Source organism: Vibrio mimicus CAIM 602 (genome assembly GCF_000338875.1).
Classification (GTDB): Bacteria; Pseudomonadota; Gammaproteobacteria; order Enterobacterales; family Vibrionaceae; genus Vibrio; species Vibrio mimicus.
Map to the genome: position 1 here is coordinate 215,431 of NZ_AOMO01000024.1, position 26,136 is coordinate 241,566.

The 26,136-nt window shown below is 45.6% G+C and carries 22 protein-coding genes and 1 pseudogene; 5 read left to right on the forward strand and 18 right to left on the reverse strand.

Annotation, left to right across the window (positions count from 1 at the left end; all coding sequences use genetic code 11):
* Nucleotides 1–3: 3 nt before the first annotated feature.
* The 3 genes from D908_RS13185 to D908_RS13175 all read left to right on the forward strand — a co-directional run bounded on the left by D908_RS13185 (nucleotide 4) and on the right by D908_RS13175 (nucleotide 3,043).
* Nucleotides 4–645, forward strand: coding sequence for a sugar transferase (locus D908_RS13185; protein ID WP_001079387.1), 642 nt, complete (start codon nucleotides 4–6; stop codon nucleotides 643–645).
* Between the two features lie 143 nt (nucleotides 646–788).
* Complete coding sequence (locus D908_RS13180) at nucleotides 789–1,328, forward strand: heme NO-binding domain-containing protein (protein ID WP_005523552.1); 540 nt, start codon at nucleotides 789–791, stop codon at nucleotides 1,326–1,328.
* A gap of 2 nt (nucleotides 1,329–1,330) precedes the next feature.
* Entirely contained in the window at nucleotides 1,331–3,043 is a 1,713-nt protein-coding gene (locus D908_RS13175; RefSeq protein ID WP_005523554.1) for an ATP-binding protein, read from the forward strand.
* A gap of 52 nt (nucleotides 3,044–3,095) precedes the next feature.
* Here the strand turns inward: D908_RS13175 and pyrF are convergent, their stop codons facing one another.
* The 14 genes and pseudogenes from pyrF to D908_RS22285 all read right to left on the reverse strand — a co-directional run bounded on the left by pyrF (nucleotide 3,096) and on the right by D908_RS22285 (nucleotide 17,939).
* A complete protein-coding gene (gene pyrF / locus D908_RS13170; protein WP_000999566.1) occupies nucleotides 3,096–3,791 on the reverse strand; it encodes an orotidine-5'-phosphate decarboxylase in 696 nt (231 codons plus the stop codon).
* A gap of 74 nt (nucleotides 3,792–3,865) precedes the next feature.
* Nucleotides 3,866–5,035 (reverse strand): lipopolysaccharide assembly protein LapB, encoded by a 1,170-nt coding sequence (gene lapB / locus D908_RS13165; protein ID WP_000889968.1) that lies wholly within the window; start codon nucleotides 5,033–5,035, stop codon nucleotides 3,866–3,868.
* Between the two features lie 12 nt (nucleotides 5,036–5,047).
* Nucleotides 5,048–5,329, reverse strand: a complete 282-nt coding sequence (locus tag D908_RS13160) for a LapA family protein (protein WP_000691486.1) — start codon at nucleotides 5,327–5,329, stop codon at nucleotides 5,048–5,050.
* A gap of 144 nt (nucleotides 5,330–5,473) precedes the next feature.
* Complete coding sequence (gene ihfB, locus D908_RS13155; RefSeq protein WP_000167340.1) at nucleotides 5,474–5,752, reverse strand: integration host factor subunit beta; 279 nt, start codon at nucleotides 5,750–5,752, stop codon at nucleotides 5,474–5,476.
* 252 nt (nucleotides 5,753–6,004) lie between these two features.
* Nucleotides 6,005–7,675 (reverse strand): 30S ribosomal protein S1, encoded by a 1,671-nt coding sequence (gene rpsA, locus D908_RS13150; RefSeq protein WP_000140311.1) that lies wholly within the window; start codon nucleotides 7,673–7,675, stop codon nucleotides 6,005–6,007.
* A gap of 108 nt (nucleotides 7,676–7,783) precedes the next feature.
* Nucleotides 7,784–8,461 (reverse strand): (d)CMP kinase, encoded by a 678-nt coding sequence (cmk, locus tag D908_RS13145; protein ID WP_005523557.1) that lies wholly within the window; start codon nucleotides 8,459–8,461, stop codon nucleotides 7,784–7,786.
* A gap of 175 nt (nucleotides 8,462–8,636) precedes the next feature.
* On the reverse strand, nucleotides 8,637–8,948 hold the full coding sequence (locus D908_RS13140; RefSeq protein ID WP_005523559.1) for a ComEA family DNA-binding protein: 312 nt from the start codon (nucleotides 8,946–8,948) through the stop codon (nucleotides 8,637–8,639).
* A gap of 135 nt (nucleotides 8,949–9,083) precedes the next feature.
* Nucleotides 9,084–10,943 carry a peptidylprolyl isomerase gene (ppiD, locus tag D908_RS13135; RefSeq protein ID WP_005523561.1) on the reverse strand — a complete coding sequence of 620 codons (1,860 nt, stop codon included), beginning with the start codon at nucleotides 10,941–10,943 and terminating at the stop codon, nucleotides 9,084–9,086.
* 152 nt (nucleotides 10,944–11,095) lie between these two features.
* Nucleotides 11,096–11,368 carry an HU family DNA-binding protein gene (locus tag D908_RS13130; RefSeq protein ID WP_001044516.1) on the reverse strand — a complete coding sequence of 91 codons (273 nt, stop codon included), beginning with the start codon at nucleotides 11,366–11,368 and terminating at the stop codon, nucleotides 11,096–11,098.
* Between the two features lie 175 nt (nucleotides 11,369–11,543).
* On the reverse strand, nucleotides 11,544–13,913 hold the full coding sequence (lon, locus tag D908_RS13125; RefSeq protein ID WP_001047617.1) for an endopeptidase La: 2,370 nt from the start codon (nucleotides 13,911–13,913) through the stop codon (nucleotides 11,544–11,546).
* 122 nt (nucleotides 13,914–14,035) lie between these two features.
* Entirely contained in the window at nucleotides 14,036–15,316 is a 1,281-nt protein-coding gene (gene clpX / locus D908_RS13120) for an ATP-dependent protease ATP-binding subunit ClpX (RefSeq protein WP_000130329.1), read from the reverse strand.
* Between the two features lie 79 nt (nucleotides 15,317–15,395).
* A complete protein-coding gene (gene clpP / locus D908_RS13115; protein ID WP_000121677.1) occupies nucleotides 15,396–16,022 on the reverse strand; it encodes an ATP-dependent Clp endopeptidase proteolytic subunit ClpP in 627 nt (208 codons plus the stop codon).
* Nucleotides 16,023–16,127: 105 nt separating this feature from the next.
* Entirely contained in the window at nucleotides 16,128–17,429 is a 1,302-nt protein-coding gene (gene tig / locus D908_RS13110; protein WP_001198449.1) for a trigger factor, read from the reverse strand.
* 302 nt (nucleotides 17,430–17,731) lie between these two features.
* Nucleotides 17,732–17,939, reverse strand: a pseudogene (locus tag D908_RS22285) (TolB protein).
* On the opposite strand from D908_RS22285, the gene D908_RS13105 reads away from it, so the two are divergent.
* Nucleotides 17,929–19,722 (forward strand): sensor histidine kinase, encoded by a 1,794-nt coding sequence (locus D908_RS13105; RefSeq protein ID WP_005523563.1) that lies wholly within the window; start codon nucleotides 17,929–17,931, stop codon nucleotides 19,720–19,722. The pseudogene D908_RS22285 and the gene D908_RS13105 overlap by 11 nt on opposite strands.
* Before the next feature lie 2 nt (nucleotides 19,723–19,724).
* Nucleotides 19,725–21,065, forward strand: coding sequence for a sigma-54-dependent transcriptional regulator (locus D908_RS13100; protein ID WP_005523564.1), 1,341 nt, complete (start codon nucleotides 19,725–19,727; stop codon nucleotides 21,063–21,065).
* 88 nt (nucleotides 21,066–21,153) lie between these two features.
* Here D908_RS13100 and D908_RS13095 read toward each other — a convergent pair whose 3' ends face one another.
* The 4 genes from D908_RS13095 to D908_RS13080 all read right to left on the reverse strand — a co-directional run bounded on the left by D908_RS13095 (nucleotide 21,154) and on the right by D908_RS13080 (nucleotide 25,945).
* The gene (locus tag D908_RS13095; RefSeq protein ID WP_000257374.1) at nucleotides 21,154–22,515 is read right to left on the reverse strand and encodes a TRAP transporter large permease; all 1,362 of its coding nucleotides are present in this window, start codon (nucleotides 22,513–22,515) and stop codon (nucleotides 21,154–21,156) included.
* A 3-nt stretch (nucleotides 22,516–22,518) separates the two neighbouring features.
* The gene (locus D908_RS13090) at nucleotides 22,519–23,181 is read right to left on the reverse strand and encodes a TRAP transporter small permease (RefSeq protein WP_000438263.1); all 663 of its coding nucleotides are present in this window, start codon (nucleotides 23,179–23,181) and stop codon (nucleotides 22,519–22,521) included.
* A gap of 67 nt (nucleotides 23,182–23,248) precedes the next feature.
* Nucleotides 23,249–24,247 carry a TRAP transporter solute-binding subunit DctP gene (gene dctP / locus D908_RS13085; RefSeq protein ID WP_000476117.1) on the reverse strand — a complete coding sequence of 333 codons (999 nt, stop codon included), beginning with the start codon at nucleotides 24,245–24,247 and terminating at the stop codon, nucleotides 23,249–23,251.
* Nucleotides 24,248–24,475: 228 nt separating this feature from the next.
* Nucleotides 24,476–25,945 carry a protein adenylyltransferase SelO gene (locus tag D908_RS13080; protein ID WP_005523565.1) on the reverse strand — a complete coding sequence of 490 codons (1,470 nt, stop codon included), beginning with the start codon at nucleotides 25,943–25,945 and terminating at the stop codon, nucleotides 24,476–24,478.
* Between the last annotated feature and the right edge of the window lie 191 nt (nucleotides 25,946–26,136).

Sequence of the window (26,136 nt, forward strand, 5' to 3'; positions counted from 1 at the left end):
ATTATGAATCGCCATCAACCCACTCAAATGTCAATTACCGTGTTCAAACGCACTATGGATTTACTGGGTGCTATCGTAGGTTTAATCCTGCTTTCCCCTTTATTTCCGATTATTGCCTTTGCCATCAAAATTAACTCTTCAGGCCCTGTGTTTTATAAACAATGGCGAGTAGGCAAATCACTCCCCGATCGGGTCATGCTTTTTGAAATTATTAAGTTTCGTACCATGTACCAAGACGCCGAAAGCCGCTCTGGAGCTGTTTGGGCAACCGATAATGACCCACGTATCACTCCTGTAGGGCGCTTTTTACGCAAAACACGTTTGGATGAAATTCCTCAACTCTTCAATGTGTTAAAAGGCGATATGTCGATTGTCGGCCCACGCCCAGAACGCCCCGGATTCTACAAAAAGCTTGAAGATGCCATCCCTTACTTTGCTGAACGTACGTATGGACTATTGCCCGGTATTACTGGCTTAGCTCAAGTCAACCAAGGTTATGACACCTGTATTGATGATGTGAGACGTAAAGTGGCTTTTGATCATAGTTATGCTCTGTCTATGTACTCTCTGCGCTCATGGTTCAATACAGATGTCAGCATTATGCTCAAAACCGTGATGGTGATGGTGGGCAGCCGAGGCCAGTAAATGAAATAACAGAGTGGAAAAGTTTGGCGAAAACTAGGGGGAGCCCATGAACTGGCTCCCATCCTCTCACTTGCGTACCTTAGTTTTCTCCACCATGCTTAAAAGTATGGGCATAACTATTCCCCCCAACGGGAGAACCCACGATGAAGGGTATCGTATTTAGTCTATTTTTCGACATCATCGAACAGCGGTTTGGCATGGAGACATTAGAAACTATGCTCGAACGGACTGGATTCACTCACCCATTCACCTCGGTTGGAGATTATAAACACCACGAACTGATCGCAATGATACAAGCCATACACCAGCTGACGGGGGAAAGCATTGACAACCTGCAACGGGAAGTGGGCAAAGCCATGTTTGGCTCTCTTTATCAAACGTTACCCATCCCGATTCAGCACGATCTTCCTTTCGTTGAGTTTCTCAAAAAGGTGGAAGATGAAATTCATGCGGAAGTTAAAAAACTGTACCCCAGTGCGTGCCCGCCCAAATTCATTTTCATTGAACAGAGTGGAGAATCTACCGTTTTTGAATATCAAAGCCACCGATGTTTGTCGTCACTCTGTTTAGGGCTGTTGGAAGGATGTGCCGCACACTTTTCCCAACCTATAACGATTGCTAGCCACCACCTAAAACCTGATGGCAGTGCTGTCCGTTTTACGATTATCAAAAGTGAAAGCTGATCATGACTAAAGCCTCTTCTCTCTGGGAGCAACGTTTACTGCGTGAAAAAGCGGCGCGAATTGCCGCAGAACAATTGCTTGAGCAGAAAAGCCGGGAAATCTATGAAATAAACCAATACTTGCAGCAAGCACTTGAAGCGCAAAAATTAAAATCCATGGTGGATATATTCAAATTAGAATTGAAAGAACACATTGATGCTATTTTGATTCGTTTTGGGAGACGGTTTTTATTTACCGAACTCAACGAAGCTTTGATTAACACCTTTATAGACAGTATTCCAGACAGAAAAAATATCCTTCAATGTGAGTTGATATTACAGGCAGATTTATTCCCCACTTACAGTCAGTTTCATTTCAGTAACTGTTGGCTTCCTAACAAACAGAAAATGACATCACAGAAAGAAGTTCTGATCCCTATTTATTCGAACACGCAACAAGTCGGTGAGTTAATCTTTACTTATCAAACCCATCAAATTGAGTTCGAGTTCATCGACAAACAAGTCAACATGCTGATCGATTTGCTAAGTGGTGCACTGAGCAAACACCTTGATATCCAGAGCAAAGAGCTTTCCCGAAAACAAGCCGAAGATTCAGAAAAAGCAACGAAAGAGTTTGTTGCTATGGTCAACCATGAAATCCGTACACCGTTGGTGGGCATACTGGGCAGCGCAGATCTACTGGGAACCACATACTTAACCGAAGAACAGAAAAAGTACCTTGCTGATATCCAACATTCAGGAGAGATGCTCAATTTCGTTATCAATGACCTTATTGATTTTAATAAGCTCCACTCAGGTTTATTACGCATCACCGCTCAGCCTTTTGAGTGGCTACAGCTTCATAATTATGTTTATAACTTAGTCTCGATAAAAACGAGAAATAAAAATACTACTCTAAATTTCATTTACAAAGATACACTTCCAGAATACGTCTATGGTGATAAAAAACGCATTCAGCAAATACTGTTAAATTTGATTGGCAACAGTTTGAAGTTCACTCTTAAAGGAGAAATTAATATTTATATTTCTTGGGCTGATGACAAACTGAAAATAGATGTGAAAGATACCGGCATAGGCATTCCTGAATATGCGCAGCAAAAAATCTTTGATGCCTTTTATCAAGTTGATCGTTCTTCCACGCGCCAGTTTGAAGGTTTAGGTATGGGATTAGCTATCTGTTTAAGTTTAACCAAACTCATGAATGGATTATTAAGCGTTAAGAGCTCAGAAGGAGAAGGCAGCGAGTTTTCCGTTGTTCTTCCGCTTCCTGCCGCAAATAGACCTAACACAGAAACAATAACGAATACTCTAGCCAGTGAATGGAATGGTAGAAAACTGGCCATTCTTGTGGCCGATGATATAGAGATGAACCGGATTATTATTCAAGGTATGTTAGGAAAACTCGGTATCACTCCCGATTTTAGCCACAATGGCGTAGAAGCATTGGATGCAGTCCAACATACACAGTACGACTTGATCTTTATGGATTGCCGAATGCCAGAAATGGATGGTTTTGAAGCAAGCCAACACCTACGTGAGCAAGGTTACAATAAGCCCATTATTGCGCTCACTGCAGGCACGACCATACATGAAAAGCAGCACTGCATAGAATGTGGTATGAACGATGTGCTGAGTAAGCCTTACCGTTTAGAAGATTTGAAAGCCATTCTACAAAAGTGGCTTTCGGCCGCGGATGACTCTCGGCCTGAAATGTAATAAACCAACATGCAGCCGAAGTCATACTCCGACCGCATGTTTAGAAGAGAAACTAAATCAACGTACGATTAATTTCTTGCAGCACTAAATCTGGGTGCGCAGCCTGTGTGATAGGACGGCCAATTACCAGATAATCTGAACCTGACGCGATAGCTTGTGCTGGAGTCATAATACGGCGTTGATCGCCTTGCTCTGCACCAGCTGGTCGAATGCCAGGAGTCACCAGCTTAAACTCACTTCCCAAATTCTGTTTTAGTAATGATGCTTCCTGTGCGGAACAAACCACACCATCTAAGCCTGAATTTTTGGTCAGAGTAGCCAGCCTTAGTACATGATCCTGCGGAGAAGCTTGAATCCCAATTCCTTGTAGATCGGATGACTCCATGCTGGTTAACACTGTCACACCAATCAGCAATGGACGATCCTTACCATACGGCTCCAAAATTTCACGAGATGCCACCATCATGCGTTCACCGCCGCTGGCATGTACATTCACCATCCATACGCCAAGCTCTGCTGCAGCTTTTACAGCCTTTGAACAAGTATTCGGAATATCGTGAAATTTCAGATCCAGAAACACAGAAAAACCACGTTTATGTAGCTCGCGCACAAATTCTGGGCCAAACAGAGTAAACATCTCTTTACCCACTTTTAATCGACAAGTGCTTGGGTCGATCTTGTCCACAAACGCGAGCGCATCCGCCAGATTGTCATAGTCCAGTGCAACAATCACTTTTGGGTCGTTCATCGTTTCTCCTATCTGTACATCGAGTTTAAAAAAAAGCAGCCATTAATAGCTGCATCGTTATTTGAATTCTCAGGCTACTCACCATCTAAGCCTCGGATCGGCTTAATTGAACCCCAGTTCTTACATGAAGGACAATGCCAATAGAGGGAATGTGTTGAAAATCCACACTTACGGCAACGGTAATGCGGTTTAACCTTGAGCTGTTCTCCAACCAAGCGTTGCAGGGTTGATAAACTGGCTTTGGCTCGGCCTTCTTCCGCTTCCGCGATATGGTAATCAATCAAGCGATAGAAACCCTTCATGGTGGGGTTCTTCACCAGTTGTCTGGTTAAAATCTCTTGTGCTGCTGCGGTACCTTCATGCTGAGCAACGAGTTGGGCTAGCATTAATTCTGCTGATACACCCGCTTTATTGGCGATACAGCGGCGTAAGAAAGCAATCAGATCTTGTTCACGCCCAAGATGGTGGTAACACTCCGCTAAGGTGTTCAGCACTTCACCGACAAAATCGATATCTTGATCAAGCACCATTTCTAAATGGTCAATCGTCTTCTGATAATCTTCGTTTTGCAGGTAGAGTTTGCCGAGTGAAATCGTGGCGCGTACACATTTAGGATCTTCATTGAGCGCTTTTTTGAATAATTGGATCGCTTTATTGTCGTTACCATCGGCCTTTTCAAGCATGGCTAACTCACAATAGAAGTGAGCAATGCTCACCTTCATACGCTTACGCCCAAGCTTAACGAGAGCAGAGGCACACTCAATGGCTTTATGCCATTCACGAGTCTGCTGGTAAATCGCGGTAAGTTGCTGAAGAGCGGATTCGCGGTGCTCTGGTTCATCAATGAGCTGTTCAAAAATTTTCTCAGCACGATCAAGAAAGCCAGAAACCATGTAGTCTTTAGCTAACTGCTGCAGAGCAAGGTTCTTTTGATCTATGGTCAAACCTGAGCGAGAAATAAGATTTTGGTGAATACGAATAGCGCGATCAACTTCACCACGAGAACGGAAAAGATTTCCTAAAGCCAAGTGTGTATCAATGGTTTCATTATCCACTTGAAGCAATTCGATGAAATGATCCACCGCTTTATCCGATTGATCGGAGAGCAACAGGTTCAAACCCGTTACGTATTGGCGAGAAATTTGGTGCGATTGTTTCTGCTTGTCTTGCTGGGCACTGCGATGCCCCATATACCAACCGTAAGCGGCGGCAATTGGCAATAACAAGAACAGTATTTCTAACATCGAAAAACAGCCTTATCCGGTATGCACTTTAGTTTCTGGTGCTGACTGCTGATTTGCCAATTTGAGCTGTTTGGTCAATTTTCGAATTCTCAGCTGTGATTTGAGATGCAGGCTTCCAAAAATAACCCCAGCACAAGCAAAACCGATGATGAAGACACTACCAAGCAAGGTAGAGAGATGAAACTCGCCTTGTGCTAATAAATAGTTAAACACTACAACCGACTGGTTTTGAGAGCCTAGTGCTAATGCGATGAAGAAAAGAGCGAGTACGGCGACTATCTTTATAATTTTCATAAGTCATTACCTTTTCACAAATTGGCACACAGATTATGCAGGAAAACGGAGAGACAAACCACGGCTAATAACTGCGCTTCCATAAAAAAGCGGCACACTCGAAAAGCATGCCGCCTATATGAACAAAGTTTACTCAGTTACACATTACAAGTTAACGCGTTCACGTAATTCCTTGCCAGGTTTGAAGTGTGGTACGTATTTACCTTCCAACTCAACCTTATCGCCAGTTTTAGGATTGCGACCCATGCGCGGCTCACGATAGTGTAAGGAAAAGCTACCGAAACCACGAATCTCGATGCGCTCACCCGCTTCTAACGTAGAGGCCATATGCTCAAGGATATTTTTTACCGCATCTTCGATCTCTTTCGCAGACAAGTGTGTTTGTTCAGCACAGAGTCTTTCAATCAGTTCGGACTTAGTCATAGTTTCCCTCTTCGAGTTTTTACTGCTTAATTATAGTCAGTAATATCAATTCCAACAAACACTTGATTTACATTGTAGAAAAAGAACTCGGCGCTGGGCGAGATCTCACATTAGGTTTGCGGTTCTACTCATAAGAGTGAACGTTATAATGCACTTTCGCAACTTTTCGTGATTAATCTTAGGTCGCGATCATGAGATTGCAAAGACAAAAAAGGAGCCTTTCGGCTCCTTTTATCTTTTAGCGTTTGGCTATTATTCGCCTTTAGCCGCTTTGAAAGCGTCAGCCATAGCATTACCGAACGCAGCTTCGTCTTGCTTGTTCAGAGTTGCCATTACTTCTTGCTCTTCAGCTTCGTCTTTCGCTTTGATAGACAGGTTGATTACGCGGTTTTTACGGTCAACGCCAGTAAATTTCGCTTCAACTTTGTCACCAACGCTCAGGATCAGTGATGCATCTTCGATACGATCACGTGATACTTCAGAAGCGCGGATGTAACCTTCAACGCCGTCTTCCAGCTCGATGGTTGCGCCTTTCGCGTCAACAGCAGTTACAGTACCGTTAACCAGAGCACCTTTCTTGTTGTCTGATACATAAGCGTTGAATGGATCGTTTTCCATTTGCTTGATGCCCAGAGAAATACGCTCACGCTCAGCGTCTACTGCTAGAACTACTGCAGAGATTTCGTCGCCTTTCTTGAATTCACGAACTGCTTCTTCTCCTGGTACGTTCCAAGAGATGTCAGACAGGTGAACAAGACCGTCGATACCACCTTCTAGACCGATGAAGATACCAAAGTCAGTGATAGACTTGATCTTACCAGTTACTTTGTCGCCTTTAGCTTGCGCTTCAGCGAATGATTGCCATGGGTTAGCTTTACACTGTTTCAGGCCTAGAGAGATACGACGACGTTCTTCGTCGATATCCAGAACCATAACCTCAACTTCGTCGCCAACATTAACAACTTTAGATGGGTGGATGTTCTTGTTAGTCCAGTCCATTTCAGAAACGTGTACCAGGCCTTCAACGCCTTCTTCGATTTCAACGAAGCAGCCGTAGTCAGTCAGGTTAGTTACACGGCCAGACAGTTTGTGACCTTCAGGGTAACGCTTAGCGATTGCTACCCATGGATCTTCGCCCAGCTGTTTCAGACCTAGAGATACGCGAGTACGATCACGATCGAACTTCAGTACTTTAACTAGGATCTCGTCACCAACGTTAACGATTTCTGATGGATGCTTAACGCGTTTCCAAGCCATGTCAGTGATGTGTAGCAGACCGTCAACGCCGCCCAGATCAACGAATGCACCGTAGTCAGTAAGGTTCTTAACGATACCTTTAACTTCAGTACCTTCTTGCAGAGTTTCAAGCAGTTCATCACGCTCTACGCTGCTTTCAGATTCGATTACTGCACGACGAGAAACAACAACGTTGTTACGCTTCTGGTCTAGCTTGATAACTTTGAACTCTAGCTCTTTGTTTTCTAGGTGAGCTGTGTCACGGATTGGACGTACGTCAACCAGAGAACCTGGCAGGAACGCACGGATGCCGTTCAGTTCAACAGTGAAACCGCCTTTAACTTTACCGTTGATGATACCAACAACAGTAGCAGCTTCTTCGTATGCTTTTTCAAGTACGATCCAAGCTTCATGACGCTTCGCTTTCTCACGAGAAAGTTGAGTTTCGCCGAAACCATCTTCAACCGCGTCCAGAGCTACGTCAACTTCAGAACCAACTTGAACTTCTAGTTCGCCAGCAGCGTTCTTGAATTGTTCAGCAGGGATAGCAGACTCAGACTTCAGGCCAGCGTCAACAAGAACGTAACCGTTCTCGATCGCTACTACAGTACCTTTAACGATAGTACCTTGTTGGAATTCGGTCTCGTTCAGAAACTCTTCAAAGAGTTGAGCAAAAGATTCAGTCATTTATTTAATCTTCAATAATTAAACGGCCACGGGTGTCCTACCACATGGGGTTATTAAATTCGCCAGTCATCATCCTTGCGACCGACGTTCTTACTTAGCGTGATTAACTCACACCAGTTTAGATTCGATATATTGTAGCGCCTGTTCAACCACTTCATCGATAGTCAATGAGGTTGAATCTAGCACTAGTGCGTCTTCAGCTGGACGTAAAGGAGCAACAGCGCGATTTCTGTCGCGATCGTCTCTTTCCTGAATTTCGCTTAAAAGGGCGTCAAATTTAACATCAAGCCCCTTCAGTTGCAACTGCTTGAAGCGTCTACGTGCTCTTTCTTCCGCACTCGCATCAAGGAAAATTTTGGCTTCGGCACTTGGGAAAACCACAGTTCCCATATCACGGCCATCAGCAACTAAGCCTGTACCACTTGCAAAAGCACGTTGACGACGTAATAGCGCTTCACGAACTCGCGGTAATGCAGCCACTTTTGACGCAGCCATACCGGTTTCTTCTTTACGCAACTCACGAGAAACATCTTCGCCTTCAAGAATCACTTTTACTAATTCGCCTTCAGCGATGAACTGCACATCAAGGTGTGTTGCAAGAGGCACTAAGGCATCTTCAGATTCGAGATCGACACCATGATGAATGGCAGCCAGAGCTAGCACACGGTAAATAGCACCGGAATCTAACAGTTGAAAACCAAGTTTTTTTGCCAACAACATGCATAATGTGCCTTTCCCTGCACCACTCGGTCCATCAACGGTAACAACTGGCGTATAAGAGGACATGTATTTCTCCACTTTATTGTTTTAGGCGGTCGATTACACGTCCGCGTTTTCGGCGAAGAATTATAAGTGCAAAGGCTCTTAGGTGCTAGGTAAGAGTCCAGATTAGCCATAAAAATACTGAGAAGAAAAAAATTAACCCGGCTTAAACCGGGTTAACACTTTGCGATAGTTCACATTACAGCAATATGCGAGTCGCGTTGTTGCGTACGGTTGCTTCACCAATGCCTTTCACCTTCGTCAGATCGTCGATGCTGTTAAAAGGACCATTAGCCTCACGATAATCGACAATCGCCTGTGCTTTTTTAAGCCCGATACCTTTTAGCAAAGTGGCAAGCTCTTCTGCCGAAGCCGTATTGATATTCACAGTAATGACAATACCTTCTTCAGTTTGCGCCGTCGGGTTTGTTTCCTCAGCACTAACCAGCATAGGCATGGCTGGTAAACAGAGTGAAAGCAGAACTGTCATAAGTGTTGTTTTGAATTGCATGATTGACCCTCAGTATTATTTTTTGAGTCATCATGATAGCTAGAGAGCTTAAGGTGAAAATTTCAACTTTATACAAATAGAACGGGCTACCGCAGTAGCCCGCTTCTTTAAACATATCAATTACATTTCGAATGGTTATTCAGTCGCAATGTGATACTCAATATCCGTACTCTGACGCAGTACACTAATGACTCCAGCCAAGTCTTGCTGTGAACCAATACGTGATAGTTGCGTAGCAATTTGCTCGTGGTAAGCAGGAGTAACTTTTGACTCAACTTTGTCGAGTTCAATCACCACTACATTGCCATCAAAGTCTTTCGCTTGAGCGTAGCCTTTCGCACCATCTTGTGGCTTAACCATCGAGTAAACGGTATTCGCTAGAGGCGAGCTACGGTCAATCATTTGCACTTCACCGAATGCAACACCATTTTCGGCCAGTACATCTGAATTGCCAGCTTTGAGAGCTGCTACGATTTTGTTGCCCAACTCAAGTGCTTGTTGCTCACCTTTCAATTGAGAAAGCTGCTCAACAACTTGAGTTTTGACTTCTTGCAGAGGAAGTACTGTTTCAGGACGTGATTCTTCAACGCGCACAACAACCACATGCTCAGGTGCAACTTCGATCACTTCTGAATTCAGACCATCTTCTTTTACTTCTGGTGATTTCAGAGCCTGAAGTACTGCTGGTACTGCGAGTAGATCAGGAGCTTGCTCTGCTGAAATAAAGTCTGTGTGCTCAACCTTAGCAGAGATCGCTTTCGCCGCTTCATCCAGAGAATCTGAATGTTCAAAGGCCAGTTTTTCTAGCTCACTTTGTTTAGCATAGAAGCTATCCAATGCTTGTTGATCAACAAGTTCCTGTTTGATCGCTTGTGCAACCTCAGTATAAGGCTTAACAACAGGTGCTTTTACATCGTCCAAACGGATAATGTGGTAACCAAAATCAGACTTCACTAGACCTGAAATTTGACCTTTTTCAGTCAGAGCATAAGCTGCTGCTTCAAATGCCGGATCCATAGTGTCACGCTCAATCCAGCCTAGTGAACCACCATCTTGTGCACTGCCAACATCTTGCGATTTTTCTTTCGCTACAGTGGTGAAATCCGCCCCTGCATTCAACTCATCCAAAATCGCTTGTGCTTTCTGCTCGTCATCGCCTTCGATCAGGATATGGCTCACTTTACGCTGCTCAGCGCTTGAGTATTTATCTAAGTGCTCTTGGTAGTATTGTTGTGCCGCTTCATCGTCAATTGCAATCTCTGCTTTCAGAGCATCGGCAGACAACTCAACATAAGAGACTTTCACCTGCTCAGGACGAGTAAAACGCTCAGTATTCGCTTTGTAGTACTGTTCAATGTCTTCATTGCTGAGCGTCACTTTTTTTGCAAACTCAGCCAGTGAAAGCGTGATAGTACGGATATCTCGAGTTTGAGAAATCAGTTGATCTTGCAGGTTAACTTCACCTGGCAAGCTAAATTCACTGCCTTGCAATGCTGTCATCAGCTGATTACGTACCAGATCTTTGCGCAAGTATTCTGCAAACATATCTGGCGTGAAGCCTGCACGACGCAATGCCGCTTGGTACAGCTCTTGGTCAAATTTGCCCTGAGATTGGAATTGAGGCATTTCCAAAATCATTTGACGTACTTGATCATCGCTAACGCGCAGACCCAATGAAGCAGCATGCTGCTCCAGTAGCAGATCGTTAACCATACGATCCAGTACCGATTTACGGAAAGAAGCGACATAAGTCGGATCTGCCAGTAAGTTGGAGAAATAATCGCCCAGTTGAGCTTGCATACGATTACGTTCGTTTTGGTAGGCTTGCTCAAAATCGCCACGACTAATTTCCGCATTGCCCACTTTAGCGGCTGCGTTATTACCGCCACTGATCAGGTAGTTACCTACACCAGCAAAAATGAAAGACAGGATGATTAATCCAAGGATAATTTTAACCGCGATGCTGTTCACGCCTTCGCGTAATCGATCCATCATAGTGCTACTACTCTCCGGGGTTGATATCAGGCACGTTAGCCCAAAATGAATGGCGCGATAATATCAGAAAAAGAAATGCGCATCAGTAGGATGCGCATAATTTCAAAAGGTTCGAATTTATTTTGCAAAAAAGTGCAAAATCTTCATTCAAATTAGTTGCAAGCGTCTTTCAGCGCTTTACCTGCTTTGAAAGAAGGCACTTTAGCTTCAGCGATTTTGATCTCTTCGCCAGTTTTTGGGTTACGGCCAGTACGCGCTGCGCGAGTACGTACGCTGAACGTACCAAAACCAACCAGTGCAACTTGGTCACCTGATTGTAGTGTGCCGCTAACTGCTTCGATGAATGCGTCAAGAGCGCGACCTGCAGAGGCTTTAGAGATATCTGCGTTCGCTGCAATTTGTTCTACTAGTTGTGTCTTATTCACTGTGATTCCCCTTTGGTCACCCTTTATTATTTTATCGGTGCCGATTTCGTTCCATTAAAGTTTTTAAACTAGCCTAAAGCCTTGTTGTATCAGGGCTACAAGCTATTGACAGTAACGTTAGCCTTCAAAAAAAACGCTGACAAGCCTTTTTAAGCCTATCAGCGTAAAGATTTACTTATTTTTGCTGCGCATCACTCTTTTTGCTCACAAAGCTAGCCCCTGTCGGGTCTTGCTCCAGAGCAACTTTGAGAACCTCGTCAATCCACTGTACTGGGATAACTTGCAGATCAGCGATCACATTGTCTGGGATTTCTTCCAGATCACGCTCGTTATCTTTCGGGATAAGTACAGTTTTGATGCCACCACGGTGAGCGGCTAACAGTTTCTCTTTCAAGCCACCAATTGGCAGAACTTCACCACGCAGAGTGATTTCCCCCGTCATGGCCACTTCTGCTTTCACAGGATTACCCGTCAAACTGGAAACCAATGCGGTACACATGGCAATACCTGCACTTGGACCATCTTTTGGTGTAGCACCTTCAGGTACGTGAACGTGAATATCGCGTTTCTCGTAGAAGTCTGGGTTAATGCCCAGTTTCTCTGCACGAGAGCGAACTACTGTCATCGCTGCTTGAATCGACTCTTGCATCACATCACCCAGCGAACCTGTTTGGGTGAGTTTGCCTTTGCCCGGCATAGATTGGGTTTCAATAGTCAGCAAATCGCCGCCTACTTCGGTCCACGCCAAGCCGTTTACTTGACCGATACGGTTGCTTTCTTCAGCTTTGCCGTAGTCAAAACGTTGTACACCTAAAAACTCTTTCAAGTTTTGTTGGTTCACAACAACGGTTTTTACACCCTTATCCAGCAAAATCTTCTTCACCGCTTTGCGACAAATCTTAGAGATTTCACGCTCAAGGCCACGCACACCCGCTTCACGCGTGTAGTAACGAATGATGCCGATGATGGCAGAATCTTCGATAACGATTTCGCTTGGTTTTAGGCCATTACGCTCAATCTGCTTACTCACTAGATGGTCTTTAGCAATATTGAGCTTCTCGTCTTCGGTGTAACCCGATAGACGGATGACTTCCATCCGATCCAGCAGTGGACCTGGGATATTCATCGAGTTTGAGGTCGCCACAAACATGACATCTGACAGATCGTAATCCACTTCCAGATAGTGGTCGTTGAACGAGTTGTTTTGCTCAGGATCGAGCACCTCTAACAGTGCCGACGCAGGATCACCACGCATGTCTGATGACATCTTGTCGATTTCATCAAGCAGGAACAGTGGGTTTTTTACGCCAACTTTAGCCATTTTCTGGATAAGTTTGCCCGGCATTGAACCGATATAGGTACGACGGTGGCCGCGAATCTCAGCTTCATCACGAACCCCACCCAGAGCCATACGCACATACTGGCGTCCTGTTGCAGCAGCAATTGAACGACCTAATGACGTTTTACCCACACCTGGAGGTCCTACTAAACATAGGATTGGGCCTTTGAGTTTATTGATACGGCTCTGAACGGCGAGATATTCCAAAATGCGCTCTTTAACACGCTCCAAACCGTAGTGGTCAGCATTAAGAATCTCTTCTGCTTTTGAGAGATCTTTTTTCACTTTACTACGTTTCGTCCACGGAACATTAACCATCCAATCGATGTAGCTACGCACAACAGTCGCTTCCGCTGACATCGGAGACATCATTTTCAGCTTGTGCAGCTCTTGTTCCGCTTTCTCGCGCGCCTCTTTCGGCATTTTCGAGTCTTCGATTTTCTTTTTCAGCGCTTCAAATTCATCAGGCGTATCATCCATTTCGCCTAATTCTTTCTGAATCGCTTTCATTTGCTCATTCAGATAGTACTCGCGCTGTGATTTTTCCATCTGCTTTTTAACGCGGGTACGAATACGCTTCTCGACTTGCAACAGATCGATTTCTGACTCCATCTGTCCCATCAAGAACTCTAGGCGCTCCGTCACATCCAGCAGTTCGAGCACTTTTTGCTTATCAACCAATTTCAATGGCATATGCGCAGCGATGGTATCAGCAAGGCGCGCCGCCTCGTCAATCCCGTTAAGAGAAGTCAGAACCTCAGGTGGGATCTTTTTATTGAGTTTGATAAAGCCTTCAAACTGGTTAATGGCACTACGAACAACCACTTCTTGTTCACGCTCATCCAGCTCAGGCGTTACCAAATATTGTGCATCCGCGAAGAAATATTCTTCTTCGTAGAATTGAGTGATTTTGGCGCGTTGCTGACCTTCGACCAGCACTTTTACCGTGCCGTCGGGTAATTTCAGCAATTGTAAGATAGTGGCGACTGTGCCGACTTCAAATAAATCCGCTACTTTCGGCTCATCGGTTTCCGCTTTCTTTTGCGCTACCAACAGGACTTGCTTGTTGTTATCCATCGCCGCTTCAAGGCACTGGATCGATTTTTCTCGGCCAACAAACAAAGGAATGACCATGTGTGGATAGACAACCACATCGCGCAGGGGTAGTACGGGGATCTCGATACGCTCGGAACGCTCCAAGTTCATATTTTTCTCTCTTCCGCTTGCATTTGTTACGCAGTATATGGGGGCTAACTGACTGGATTCAATGACAGAATAAAAAAAAGGAGGTATAGAATACCTCCTCGTTATGTTTTGTTGGCTGAGAATTACTCCGCGCCAGCGGCCTGGCTCTCATTCGCGCTGTAGATTAGCAGCGGTGCTGACTCACCGTTAATCACGGATTCATCAATCACAACTTTGCTAACCTCTTCCATTGAAGGCAGTTCATACATGGTTTCCAGTAGAACAGCTTCAAGGATAGAACGTAGGCCACGTGCACCTGTTTTACGCTTCATCGCTTTAGCGGCAATCGCTTTCAGAGCATCTTCACGAAATTCTAAGTCAACGTTTTCTAGTTCAAACAACGCAGCATATTGCTTAGTCAACGCGTTTTTCGGTTCACACAGAATTTGGATTAATGCCGCTTCATCCAGTTCAGTCAGCGTTGCCGTAACAGGCAAGCGACCAATGAACTCTGGAATCAAACCGTATTTCACCAAATCTTCTGGCTCAACCTGAGTAAACAGTTCACTCAGCGTTTTGCTGTTGTCTTTAGAGCGGACATCTGCACCAAAGCCAATACCAGTGCCTGTCGCTACACGCTGTTCAATCACTTTATCTAGGCCTGCAAAAGCACCACCACAGATAAACAGGATTTTCGAGGTGTCCACTTGCAAGAATTCTTGCTGTGGGTGCTTACGTCCACCCTGCGGAGGAACAGAAGCAACGGTACCTTCAATCAATTTTAACAACGCTTGCTGAACACCTTCACCCGAAACGTCACGCGTAATGGATGGGTTTTCAGACTTACGAGAAATCTTGTCAATTTCATCGATGTAAACAATACCACGCTCTGCTTTTGCGACATCGTAATCACATTTTTGCAGCAGCTTTTGAATGATATTTTCTACATCTTCACCCACGTAACCAGCTTCAGTCAGCGTGGTAGCATCTGCCATAGTAAATGGCACATCCAGAAAACGCGCTAACGTTTCAGCAAGCAGCGTTTTACCGCTACCCGTTGGGCCGATCAGCAAAATGTTACTTTTGCCCAGCTCAACGCCATCGCCTGTGGTATCACCATTACGTAAACGCTTGTAGTGGTTATATACCGCGACCGCTAGCACTTTTTTGGCGTGTTCTTGACCAATCACATAGTCGTCGAGATGTTCACGAATCTTTCTTGGCGTCGGTAACGCCGCTGATTCCTTTTTTGGCAGAACATCTTTGATCTCTTCACGGATGATATCGTTGCATAGATCAACGCATTCATCACAAATGTAAACGGACGGACCTGCGATCAGTTTGCGAACTTCGTGCTGGCTTTTGCCACAGAAAGAGCAGTACAGCAGTTTACTACTACCGCCCTCTTTGCTTTTATCTGTCATTCGCTAACCTCTTAGCCTTTACTCACTTTGGTTTGAGTGTATAACAATTCGATAAAAATTGCGTTATACAATTACGAGCTTACTCGCCACGGTGTTTAAGAACCGCATCCACCAAACCGTACTCCACTGCTTGATCAGCTGACATGAAGTTATCACGATCAGTATCACGCTCAATCACTTCAAGTGGCTGGCCAGTGTGCTCTGCCAACAAACGGTTCAGTTTGTTTTTAATGGTCAGAATTTCCTTAGCATGAATTTGAATATCAGAGGCTTGGCCTTGGAATCCACCCAGTGGTTGGTGAATCATCACTCGAGAGTTCGGCAGTACATAACGCTTACCTGGCGCACCGCCAGCAAGCAAGAAAGCGCCCATTGAACAGGCTTGCCCCATACATACTGTGCTCACATTCGGTTTAATGAACTGCATGGTGTCGTAGATCGACATACCCGCAGTCACACTGCCACCCGGTGAGTTGATGTACAGGAAAATATCTTTATCAGGGTTTTCAGATTCTAAGAAAAGCAGTTGAGCCACGACAAGGTTTGCCATGTGATCTTCTACTTGACCGGTTAAGAAAATCACTCGCTCTTTCAGTAAGCGAGAATAGATGTCGTATGAGCGCTCACCACGAGAGGTTTGTTCAACCACCATAGGTACGAGTGCGTCAAAAATGGGCGACATTGCATTTTTTTCTTGGTAGCTCATAGTCTTATATCCCTAAAATAAATGGCCCGGATGATGGGTATCACACGGACCATTGTTAGCAGATGATTGATTGTTTCGTCAACCTTCTACGCTACAGTTTGCTTATTAAGCAGCAACTGGGTTCATCAGCTCGCTGAAGCTGATTGCTTTTTCAGTCACTTTTGCTTTTGCAATGATCGCGTCTACCGCTTGCTCTTCTAGAGCAACGTTACGCATGTTGTTCATCAACTGTTGGTTTTGCTCGTAGTAAGCAACAACTTCAGTTGGATCTTCATACGCAGTAGCCATTTCAGTGATCAGTGCTTTCACTTTTTCTTCGTCAGCTTTCAGCTCGTGAGTACGGATTACTTCACCCAGCAGCAGACCAACAACTACGCGGCGCTTCGCTTGCTCTTCAAACAGTTCACGAGGCAGTTGAGCAGCAGCTTCAACATTGCCACCGAAACGTTGTGCAGCTTGTTGACGAAGAACACCAATTTCTTGGTCGATCAGTGCAGAAGGAACGTCGATTTCGTTCGCTTTAACTAGACCTTCGATCGCTTGCTCTTTGATGCGCGCTTTGATTGCTTGCTTCAATTCGCGTTCCATGTTCTTACGTACTTCAGCTTTCAGGGCGTCAACGCCGCCTTCAGCAACGCCGAAACGTGCAACGAATTCATCGTTCAGTTCTGGCAGTTCGCGAGCTTCAACTTTGTTCACTTTGATAGCGAACTGAGCTGCTTTACCTTTCAGGTTTTCTGCGTGGTACTCTTCTGGGAAAGTCACGTCGATAACGAATTCCATGCCCTTAGTTTTGCCAACGATACCGTCTTCAAAACCTGGGATCATGCGACCTGCGCCCATTTCCAGAGGGAAGTTTTCAGCTTTACCGCCTTCAAACTCTTCACCGTCAATAGAACCAACGAAATCGATAGAAACGCGTTTGCCGTTCTCAGCCGCTTCGTCAACTTCTTTCCAAGTTGCTTGTTGCTTACGCAGAGTTTCCAGCATTTCTGCTACGTCAGCGTCAGTCACTTCTGCAGCTGGCTTTTCTACAGCGATGTCTTCTAGGCCTTTCAGCTCAACTTCTGGGTAAACTTCGAATGTTGCTGTGAAAACCAGATCTTTGCCTTCGCCAATTTCAACTGGAGCAAAAATTGGTGCGCCAGCTGGATTGATTTTTTCTTTTACGATTGCTTCGATGAAGTGGCGTTGCATTACTTCACCCAGCACGTCTTGACGTACTGCTTTGCCGTACATTTTAGCAACCATCTTCATTGGCACTTTGCCTTTACGGAAACCATCGAAACGACGGTTTTTCGCGATGTTGCGTAATTCTGCTGTTACAGCGTCTTCGATGTTTGCAGCTGGAACAGTAATATTCAGACGGCGCTGTAGGCCTTCTAGCGTTTCAACAGTAACTTGCATTATTTCTAAACCTCAAAACTGGCTCAGGGTTTCTGAGCGTCATGAGCCAACACGACGTGTGGCTGCATCCTTGTGTTGTGCCCGATTGAACACTTAAATGTAAATATTGAGCATCGGCTTTCAAGCGAATCACCAGAAAACCTGACTAATGAGCGATATCTTTTAGCAAAGGTATCTCCGATTAGTCTCAGGACCAAATTTCAGACGCGACATTCTAACGACCACAACCGGAGCTGTCGAGTTAATACCCGGTCAGAGTCAAGCCAATCTCCTGAAAACCCAATCAAGTGCTAAAAATTCCATCAAAAGGAAACCAATAGCCACTCTGAAATGGGGACAATATAGGCTTTTTCAACGGAATCGAGGCTTTTTTTTATTGAAAAGCGTAAAAAGAGATCTTGCTCTTGTTTTGTAAGCGGAGATTGCGATCTTTTTAGACGCCTGAGCGAGCCATTCTCAGTATGATGAGAGTTAAGGATTTGCAAAAGAAGAGTCAAGGATGCCATCGATTCGTCGTCTTAGCCTGATGCTATGGGTGATTTTTATTGTGCTGGCGAGCTTAAGCACACACTTGTACTGGCGTTTCCAGTATCAGTCTTTGCTTGATGAACACCAGTCGCAGCTTGATCGCTTCTCTAGTCATATTGCGGCGACTTTAGATAAATACGCACACATTCCCCACTTAATCTCAAAAGATAAAGAGCTGATTGATGCTCTACTTGCTCCTGAGAATTCAGCGCAAATTGATATCACCAATCGTTATTTAGAACAGGTCAACGAGGTGATTCAAGCGGCTGACACGTATCTGATTGACCGCTTTGGCAACACGATTTCTTCAAGTAACTGGAATTTGGATCGCTCTTTTATCGGACGCAATTTTGCATGGCGACCCTACTTCTATCTCTCGATTGCGGGTGAAAAAAGCCAATATTTCGCATTAGGCTCCACTTCAGGACAGCGCGGTTATTATTACGCTTATCCAGTGATTTATGCGGCGGAAACTCTTGGGGTTATTGTCGTCAAAATGGATCTGTCTGCCATTGAAGATGGCTGGCAAAGCAAAAGTAGCTATTTTGTGGCTACCGATGATCATCAGGTGGTTTTTATGTCGAGCCAGCCTGCATGGTTGTTTCATAGTGTGGCCGATTTGCCTGAATCGCAGCTAAAAGAGATTCGAGCCAGCCAACAATATTTAGATAGCCCTATCCCATCATTAGGTTGGCAAGGGGACTTACAAGCAGAGCAAAGCGAGTGGCGTAAACCAGAAAAACATTGGCTGCAAGATGACTACATCGTTTCGAGCCGCGCACTACCCCAACTTGCGCTCACCATTCGCGTACTCTCACCCAAAATCGAGCTATTTTGGTCAGCGTTTGGCCTTGTGATAATCCTTTGTATGGTGTTTGCCATTGTCTATCTGGGTTTTCAACTTTGGCATCACCGCGTGATGCGTCAGCGACAGATTGAGCAGATCCAGCAAGAAACCAAACAGAAACTCGAATTTCAGGTGATGGAGCGTACAGCCAAGCTGCATGCCGAGATTGCCGAGCGGATCAAAACCGAGCAAGTGCTGCGCCAAACGCAAGATGAATTGATCCAAGCGGCGAAACTGGCGGTGTTGGGTCAAATGTCAGCCAGTATTAGTCATGAGCTGAACAATCCGCTTGCGGCAATCCGTAGTTTTGCGGATAACGGCCGCCGTTTCCTCGCCACCAACAAGCCTGAACGAGCCGAAGAAAATCTCACACGCATTTCCGCACTGACTGAACGTATGGCCAAAATCAGTGAGCAACTTAAATCTTTTGCACGTAAATCTACCTCAAATGAGCAGCAAGACGTTCAGCTGTACCCATTGATTCTATCGGCCAAAGAGTTGATGACCGCTCAATTTAAAACCCAGATGACTAAGCTGGAATTGTGCGAGGTTGACACTCCAGTTTGGGTGCGGGTGAATCCGATCCAGTTGGAGCAGGTTTTGATCAATCTACTCACGAATGCATTACAGGCATTGGATGAACAAGCTGAGCGTTTAGTACAAATTAGGCTGCAAATTTCTGAGCAGCAGGTGCAGATTTTCGTTGATGATAACGGCCCGGGTATTGGCCTTGAAACGCTGCCGAAACTCTTTGAGCCATTTCATACCACCAAGAAAAATGGTCTCGGACTTGGGCTTTCGATATCACAGCAAATTTTGCACAGTATGCAGGGAGAACTGAACGTAGCAACCGCACCCATTGGTGGTGCGCGCTTTATTATCTCCCTACCCCGTTTCACACCACTCAATATGGAATGACCATGTGTGATGTATTTTTAGTTGATGATGAGAGCGATATTCGTATCGCACTCGCACAAAGTTTTGAGTTAGCCGATCTAACAGCACAATTTTTTGCTAGCGCAGAAGAAGCGCTGCTGACCATCAAAGAACAAGGTCTGCCATTGGTTATCGTTAGCGATATCTGTTTACCCGGTTTAAGCGGGCAGAACTTACTCAGCTCGGTTTTGCATCAAGATGATGAACTGCCCGTTATTCTGATGACTGGACATGGCGATATTTCAATGGCGGTCAAAGCCATGCACGATGGTGCCTACGATTTTATTGAGAAACCCTTCGCCCCCGAAAGACTCATTGATACTGTCCATCGCGCGATCGAAAAACGACGCCTCACCCTTGAAAACCGTCAGTTAAAACGCAGCCTAAAAGTCAGCCAAACCTTAGGCCCGCGGATAATTGGTGAGACAGCAGCGATTCAGTCTCTGCGCGATACGATTGCTCAAGTGGCTGATACTCAAGCTGATATTTTACTGCTTGGCGAAACCGGAACGGGTAAAGAACTGGTCGCGCGTTCGCTGCATGAGCAAAGCTCGCGCCGTGAACAGAATTTCGTTGCGATTAACTGTGGTGCTGTGCCGGAGAACTTAATTGAGAGTGAGCTATACGGACATGAAAAAGGTGCATTTACTGGGGCTGACACTCGACGCGTAGGCAAGTTTGAACATGCGCAAGGCGGCACACTGTTTCTGGATGAGATTGAGTCAATGCCGATGCAGGCGCAGATCCGGCTGCTGCGTGTGCTGCAAGAGCGTGTGATAGAACGCATTGGTTCCAATGAGTTGATCCCACTGGATATTCGGGTAATTGCTGCAACGAAAATCGATTTAAAACAAGCGGCAGCCGAAGGGCATTTTCGGCAAGATCTCTATTATCGGCTCAATATTGTGACCTTGGATATTCCACCACTGCGTGAGCGCAGAGAAGATATTCCGGCGCTGTTCCACCATTTTTTGCTTGTTGCTGCCGCACGTTATGGCAAAGCCGCAACCGCCCTGACTGCCAATGATGTACAAAACCTGCTTAGTCACGACTGGCCGGGCAACGTGCGCGAATTGCGTAATGCCGCCGAGCGTTATGTGTTATTGGGTAAGCTGGCTCAATTTGCTGAAAGCAGCGAGCCAAAATCAAAATTGTTAGGACTTAATGAGCAAATGGCGGAGTTTGAGAAATCAATCTTAGAACAGACCTTAATTGAGTGTGGCGGCAGCATCAAAGCCACCATGGAGCGTCTCAATCTTCCGCGCAAAACCTTGTATGACAAAATGCAGAAGTATCAGCTCGATAAAGAGAGTTACAAACCCTAAGGTCTGCCCAGATGTCATCTTAAAAGGCAATCGTAAAAACAAAGCCCTTCGCATACGAAGGGCTTTTCTTTGATTAGTAAGTCAACCTCTAACGAGTGATGATTTCTGGCCCCATTAAGAGGGTTGGCAACCAAGTAGATACCCAAGGTACATAGGTCACGATGATCAAGAATAAGAACATGACGCCGACCCAAGGCAGTGCAGCTTTGACAACGTTCATCATCGACATCTTGGCGACCCCGGAAGTCACAAACAGGTTTAATCCAACGGGCGGCGTGATCATCCCGATCTCCATGTTCACCACCATCATGATACCAAGGTGAATCGGGTCGATACCCAGTGCAATAGCGATTGGGAACACTAATGGTGCAACAATAACCAACAGACCTGAAGGTTCCATGAACTGTCCACCAATCAACAGAATAAGGTTAACCACAATTAAGAAAGTGATTGGACCTAAACCTGCGGATAACATGGACTCCGTAATCATCTGCGGAATGCGTTCCTCAGTCAGCACATGCTTAAGAATCAAAGCGTTGGCAATGATGAACATCAACATGATGGTCAGCTTACCCGCATCATACAAAGTGGCTTTGGTGTCTTTATGCACGAAGGTTTCAAACACTTTGACGAGTGCTGGCTTGGTGTTGTTCTTATCCGCAAATGGCCCCATGTCGCGGTAGATAAAGTTGGCAATCAAGAACGAATACACTGCGGCTACGGCTGCAGCTTCAGTTGGAGTGAAAATCCCTCCATAGATACCGCCTAGAATGATCACCACCAACAGTAAACCCCAGCTCGCTTCTTTGGCGGATTTTAGTGCTTCTTTCCAACCAACAAAGGGCTGTTTCGGTAAGTTCTTAACCCGAGCAGTAATGTAGATAGCCACAATCAGCATTAAACCAGCCAATAGACCTGGTATCACACCACCCAAGAACATGCGTCCAACCGATACGTTGGTTGCTGCTGAGTACACCACCATCACAATCGAAGGTGGGATCAAGATACCCAAAGTCCCCGCGTTACAAATCACCCCTGCGGCAAACTCTTTGCTGTAGCCGTTTTTAACCATACCCGCAATAACGATACTACCGATCGCCACCACGGTAGCCGGTGATGAACCAGACAAGGCCGCAAACATCATACAGGCCACAACGGAAGCAATCGCCAACCCGCCACGGAACCAACCAACCATAGCAATCGCGAAGCGGATGATCCGTTTCGCCACGCCACCTGTCGACATGAAGGTTGAAGCTAAGATGAAAAACGGGATTGCTAATAAGGTGTAGTGGCCAGCAAAAGCGTTAAACAAGGTTTGTGCAACCGATGCCAAAGAAGCATCCGAATGCCAGAGCAGGAACAAAATACTGGATAAACCCAGTGAAATAGCAATCGGCACACCAACAATCATCATGCCGATGACAAGAATAAATAACAGTGCAACGGCCATGGCTTACTTCTCCTTGCCTTGAGTCTTAGGCATCATTGCCTCACCGGCTTCTGAAAGCTCAGCTTTCAGTGCTTCCAAGTCTTCTTCTGCTTCATGCCCAGCAATCATGCGATCCAGCTTGCCTGTGATGATTTGCCAAGCGATTTGTAAAAATCGGAAAGTCAGTAATGCCATGCCAATCGGTAGAGCGGCATAAGGAATGAAGCGTGGCAGTTTTTCATAACGCTCGCCTTCGTTAACCCAATCAGCGAGGAACTGCAGCATATCAGGCATAGGAATATCGTCGGTTTCGTACCAAGCACGTTCAGTGATAAAGGGATGCCAGTAGTTCCAAGAGCCAATCAGCAACAAGATTGAAAATGCTAAACAACATGCCACCGCAACCAACGCATACAGTTTGCGCAGCCCTTCCGGAGCAATATTAATCAGCACATCCACACCGATGTGGAAATGCCTTTTTACGCCAAATGACGCGCCCACCAGCACCATCCAAGCAAACATAAATACGGTGCCTTCTAACGCCCAGAGAATATTGTCGTTAAATAGATAACGCATGATGACGTTAGCAAAAGTGAGTAGGGTCATCGCGCCCATGAAAAACGCGATCAGAAATTCTTCTATCGAGTCGGTGAATTGGCCAACCCTCGAAAACCATGACTGTTCCATGTGATACATCGCTCTAATAGTGTGACGAACAGGCAAAAGGCCCCATTAACATGGGGCCAAAGAGTGATTACTTCTGGTTCGAAGCTAATGCAGCATCAATCAGATCAGCACCGATGTCTTTCTCAAACTTCTTCCATACTGGTTTGAGTGCATCGACCCACTGCTGACGTTGCTCAGGCGTTAATGTGCGTACCACACCACCCGCTTCAATGATGTATTGCTTATTGAGTTCTTCCACTTTGTTGGATTCAGCGTTGCGCTCAATCGTTACCTCGTTGAGGATCTTGGCAAACTGGTCACGAACATCCGCAGGTAAGCCGTCCCACCATTTGCTTGAGGTCACGACGAGGTAATCAAGAATGCCGTGGTTGGTTTCAGTAATCCCATCCTGCACCTCGAAATATTTTTGGCCGTACGTGTTTGACCATGTGTTTTCTTGGCCATCAATAACTTTGGTTTGCAAACCGCCGTAGGTTTCTGCGAAAGACATTTTCTGTGGGTTTGCACCGATTTGCTCAAACTGAGCAACCAGAACATCTGATGCCTGTACGCGGAATTTCAAACCCTTGGCATCCGCTGGAACGAGGATAGGTTTGTTCGCAGAAATCTGTTTCATCCCGTTGTGCCAGAACTCCAAACCTTTCACACCACGACGAGTCATGGCGTTTTTCAGCTCTTCGCCTTTAGCAGAGCTTTGGAAACGGTCAACGGCATCAACATCTTCAAAAAGGAAAGGTAGGTCAAAAATGCGGTACTTTTTGGTGAATTTTTCGAATTTTGACAGCGAAGGAGCCGCCAGTTGCACGTCGCCATTCAGCAGCGCTTCTAACACTTTGTCGTCATCGTACAGCGTTGAGTTAGGAAACACTTGCATACAAGCTTTGCCATTCATTTCTTCGTTCACTCGTTTTTCGAGCAATGACGCAGCAATCCCTTTCGGGTGTTTGTCTGTGTTGGTCACATGGCTGAACTTGATAACGATTTCACCAGGGTCACAGTTAGCAGCAGCATTAAAACTAGTGACAGCGAGGACAGAAGCGGCAATTAGGGTAAGCGGCTTGAACATTCTTATTCTCCTTGGTTGGATTTTTCAGCCCATCATTGGACTGCGTACCTTTACCAAAGCAACAAGCGCGCCAAAAGTTACACAAATTTAACATTTACTAAAAATCAGTAACTTGCAATTCACTTTCTAGGTTCAATCTCGCAAGCTCGCTGTTCAAGGTATAAAAAATGGGTGGAAATCCACCCATCAAATTTGAATTATGTGTGAGTTTCCACCCATGAGTTGCGGTTAGGATGAACAACTGATTTCCAGCTTTTTACCCCACTCCGGAGGTAATTTCGCATAATGTTCAAACTCAGGGTGTTCGTCATAAGGGGTCGCGAGCACTTGGGCCAAACGCTGCATCTCTTGGAAATCGCCTCGCTCCGCCAATTCAATGGCTTGTTGCGCCAAGTAATTGCGCAAAATGTATTTCGGGTTCACCTGACGCATCACTTGGCAACGTTCAACTTGGCTGATTGGCTGACCATCTTGGCCAAGTTCGCGAGCCGCACGTTCAAGATAGCGAGTTAACCAAGCCTTCGCCGCTTGGCGATCGACCACCAGATCAATCACAGCCTCTGTACTCTGTCGATCAAGGCAAGAAAGTTCACGCAGAAAGCGAGTGTAGTCGGTGTGATTGTTAGCAAGCAGCGCGAAGAAATCGGTAAACAGTTCCCCATCCCCCTCTTGCTGAGTCGCTAAACCGAGTTTAGCGCGCATCAACTGGCTGAAATAACGGTTAAGGTGCTCAGAGTAACTTTCCAAAGCAGCTTCTAAATCCGCTTTTTCGATTAAAGGTGAGAGTGCATGCGCCAATGCCGACAGATTCCATAGCCCAATCCGCGGCTGCTGATCAAAAGCATAACGCCCCTGATAATCGGAGTGATTACAGATAAAGTTCGGGTCGTAGTCATCTAGGAAGGCAAAGGGCCCGTAATCAAAAGTCTGCCCCAAAATCGACATATTGTCGGTGTTCATTACCCCATGGTTAAAACCGTAAACCTGCCATTGGGCAATCATAAGCGCCGTACGCTCAACAACTTGATGAAACCAATCGGCATAAGGTTTAGTGCTCTGCGCACAAGTTGGGAAATACCATTCGATGACTTTATCCGCCAGTAACTTCAGTTCGGTATGCTGCTCGGTGTAATAAAAATGCTCAAAATGGCCAAAACGAATATGGCTTTGCGCTACACGCACTAACAAGGCTCCGCGTTCTTCACGTTCACGATAAACCGGTGTGTCGCTATTCATGAGAGCTAAGGCTCGAGTAGTGGCAATCCCCAACCCTGCCATGGCTTCACTGCACAAGTATTCACGGATGGAAGAACGCAGCACTGCGCGGCCATCTCCCATTCTTGAATAAGGTGTAAGCCCTGCGCCTTTCAGGTGAATGTCATAGACATCCCCGGTTTTTGAGGCCATTTCTGCCAGCAGTAGCCCGCGTCCATCACCCAAATCTGGGTTATACACACCAAACTGGTGGCCTGCATATTTCATCGCGAGTGGGGCAAAATCAGCAGGAAGATGTTGCCCTGAAAGCGCTGCGAGCAATTCAGAATTCGGCACTTCGGGCAAGCCAAACTCTTGTGCCAAAAGTGCATTCCACATCCCCCAACGCGCGTTCTCTAAAGGCTGCGGATGAATTGAGGTATAAAAAGCTTTGGGCAAAGCCGCAAAACGTTGACTGAGGCGAACAGAATTCCACACCGACATAACTTCACTCGTGATAAATCGTTTGTCCGCACGTTAGCAAATACCTGACCATTTCACTAGGTTTTATTGCGACCACTTTTATCGTGGGCTTCCATCACACGAAAGTTGCTCTTCAAGAGACAAAAAAGCCGAGTATTAAACTCGGCTTTCACAAGGATCCGGTGTCATTACAAAAGCATGAAGGTGAAGCC

Coding starts and splice junctions, on each gene's coding strand:
- lon (WP_001047617.1), bottom strand. CDS start 13,913: ATGAACTTGGAGCGTTCCGAGCGTATCGAGATCCCCGTACTACCCCTG.
- ppiD (WP_005523561.1), bottom strand. CDS start 10,943: ATGATGGATCGATTACGCGAAGGCGTGAACAGCATCGCGGTTAAAATT.
- D908_RS13105 (WP_005523563.1), top strand. CDS start 17,929: ATGCCATCGATTCGTCGTCTTAGCCTGATGCTATGGGTGATTTTTATT.
- ihfB (WP_000167340.1), bottom strand. CDS start 5,752: ATGACTAAGTCCGAACTGATTGAAAGACTCTGTGCTGAACAAACACAC.
- dctP (WP_000476117.1), bottom strand. CDS start 24,247: ATGTTCAAGCCGCTTACCCTAATTGCCGCTTCTGTCCTCGCTGTCACT.
- D908_RS13140 (WP_005523559.1), bottom strand. CDS start 8,948: ATGCAATTCAAAACAACACTTATGACAGTTCTGCTTTCACTCTGTTTA.
- D908_RS13185 (WP_001079387.1), top strand. CDS start 4: ATGAATCGCCATCAACCCACTCAAATGTCAATTACCGTGTTCAAACGC.
- D908_RS13095 (WP_000257374.1), bottom strand. CDS start 22,515: ATGGCCGTTGCACTGTTATTTATTCTTGTCATCGGCATGATGATTGTT.
- tig (WP_001198449.1), bottom strand. CDS start 17,429: ATGCAAGTTACTGTTGAAACGCTAGAAGGCCTACAGCGCCGTCTGAAT.
- D908_RS13175 (WP_005523554.1), top strand. CDS start 1,331: ATGACTAAAGCCTCTTCTCTCTGGGAGCAACGTTTACTGCGTGAAAAA.
- clpX (WP_000130329.1), bottom strand. CDS start 15,316: ATGACAGATAAAAGCAAAGAGGGCGGTAGTAGTAAACTGCTGTACTGC.
- D908_RS13090 (WP_000438263.1), bottom strand. CDS start 23,181: ATGGAACAGTCATGGTTTTCGAGGGTTGGCCAATTCACCGACTCGATA.
- D908_RS13100 (WP_005523564.1), top strand. CDS start 19,725: ATGTGTGATGTATTTTTAGTTGATGATGAGAGCGATATTCGTATCGCA.
- lapB (WP_000889968.1), bottom strand. CDS start 5,035: ATGTTAGAAATACTGTTCTTGTTATTGCCAATTGCCGCCGCTTACGGT.
- cmk (WP_005523557.1), bottom strand. CDS start 8,461: ATGTCCTCTTATACGCCAGTTGTTACCGTTGATGGACCGAGTGGTGCA.
- D908_RS13080 (WP_005523565.1), bottom strand. CDS start 25,945: ATGTCGGTGTGGAATTCTGTTCGCCTCAGTCAACGTTTTGCGGCTTTG.
- clpP (WP_000121677.1), bottom strand. CDS start 16,022: ATGAGCTACCAAGAAAAAAATGCAATGTCGCCCATTTTTGACGCACTC.
- D908_RS13160 (WP_000691486.1), bottom strand. CDS start 5,329: ATGAAAATTATAAAGATAGTCGCCGTACTCGCTCTTTTCTTCATCGCA.
- pyrF (WP_000999566.1), bottom strand. CDS start 3,791: ATGAACGACCCAAAAGTGATTGTTGCACTGGACTATGACAATCTGGCG.
- rpsA (WP_000140311.1), bottom strand. CDS start 7,675: ATGACTGAATCTTTTGCTCAACTCTTTGAAGAGTTTCTGAACGAGACC.
- D908_RS13180 (WP_005523552.1), top strand. CDS start 789: ATGAAGGGTATCGTATTTAGTCTATTTTTCGACATCATCGAACAGCGG.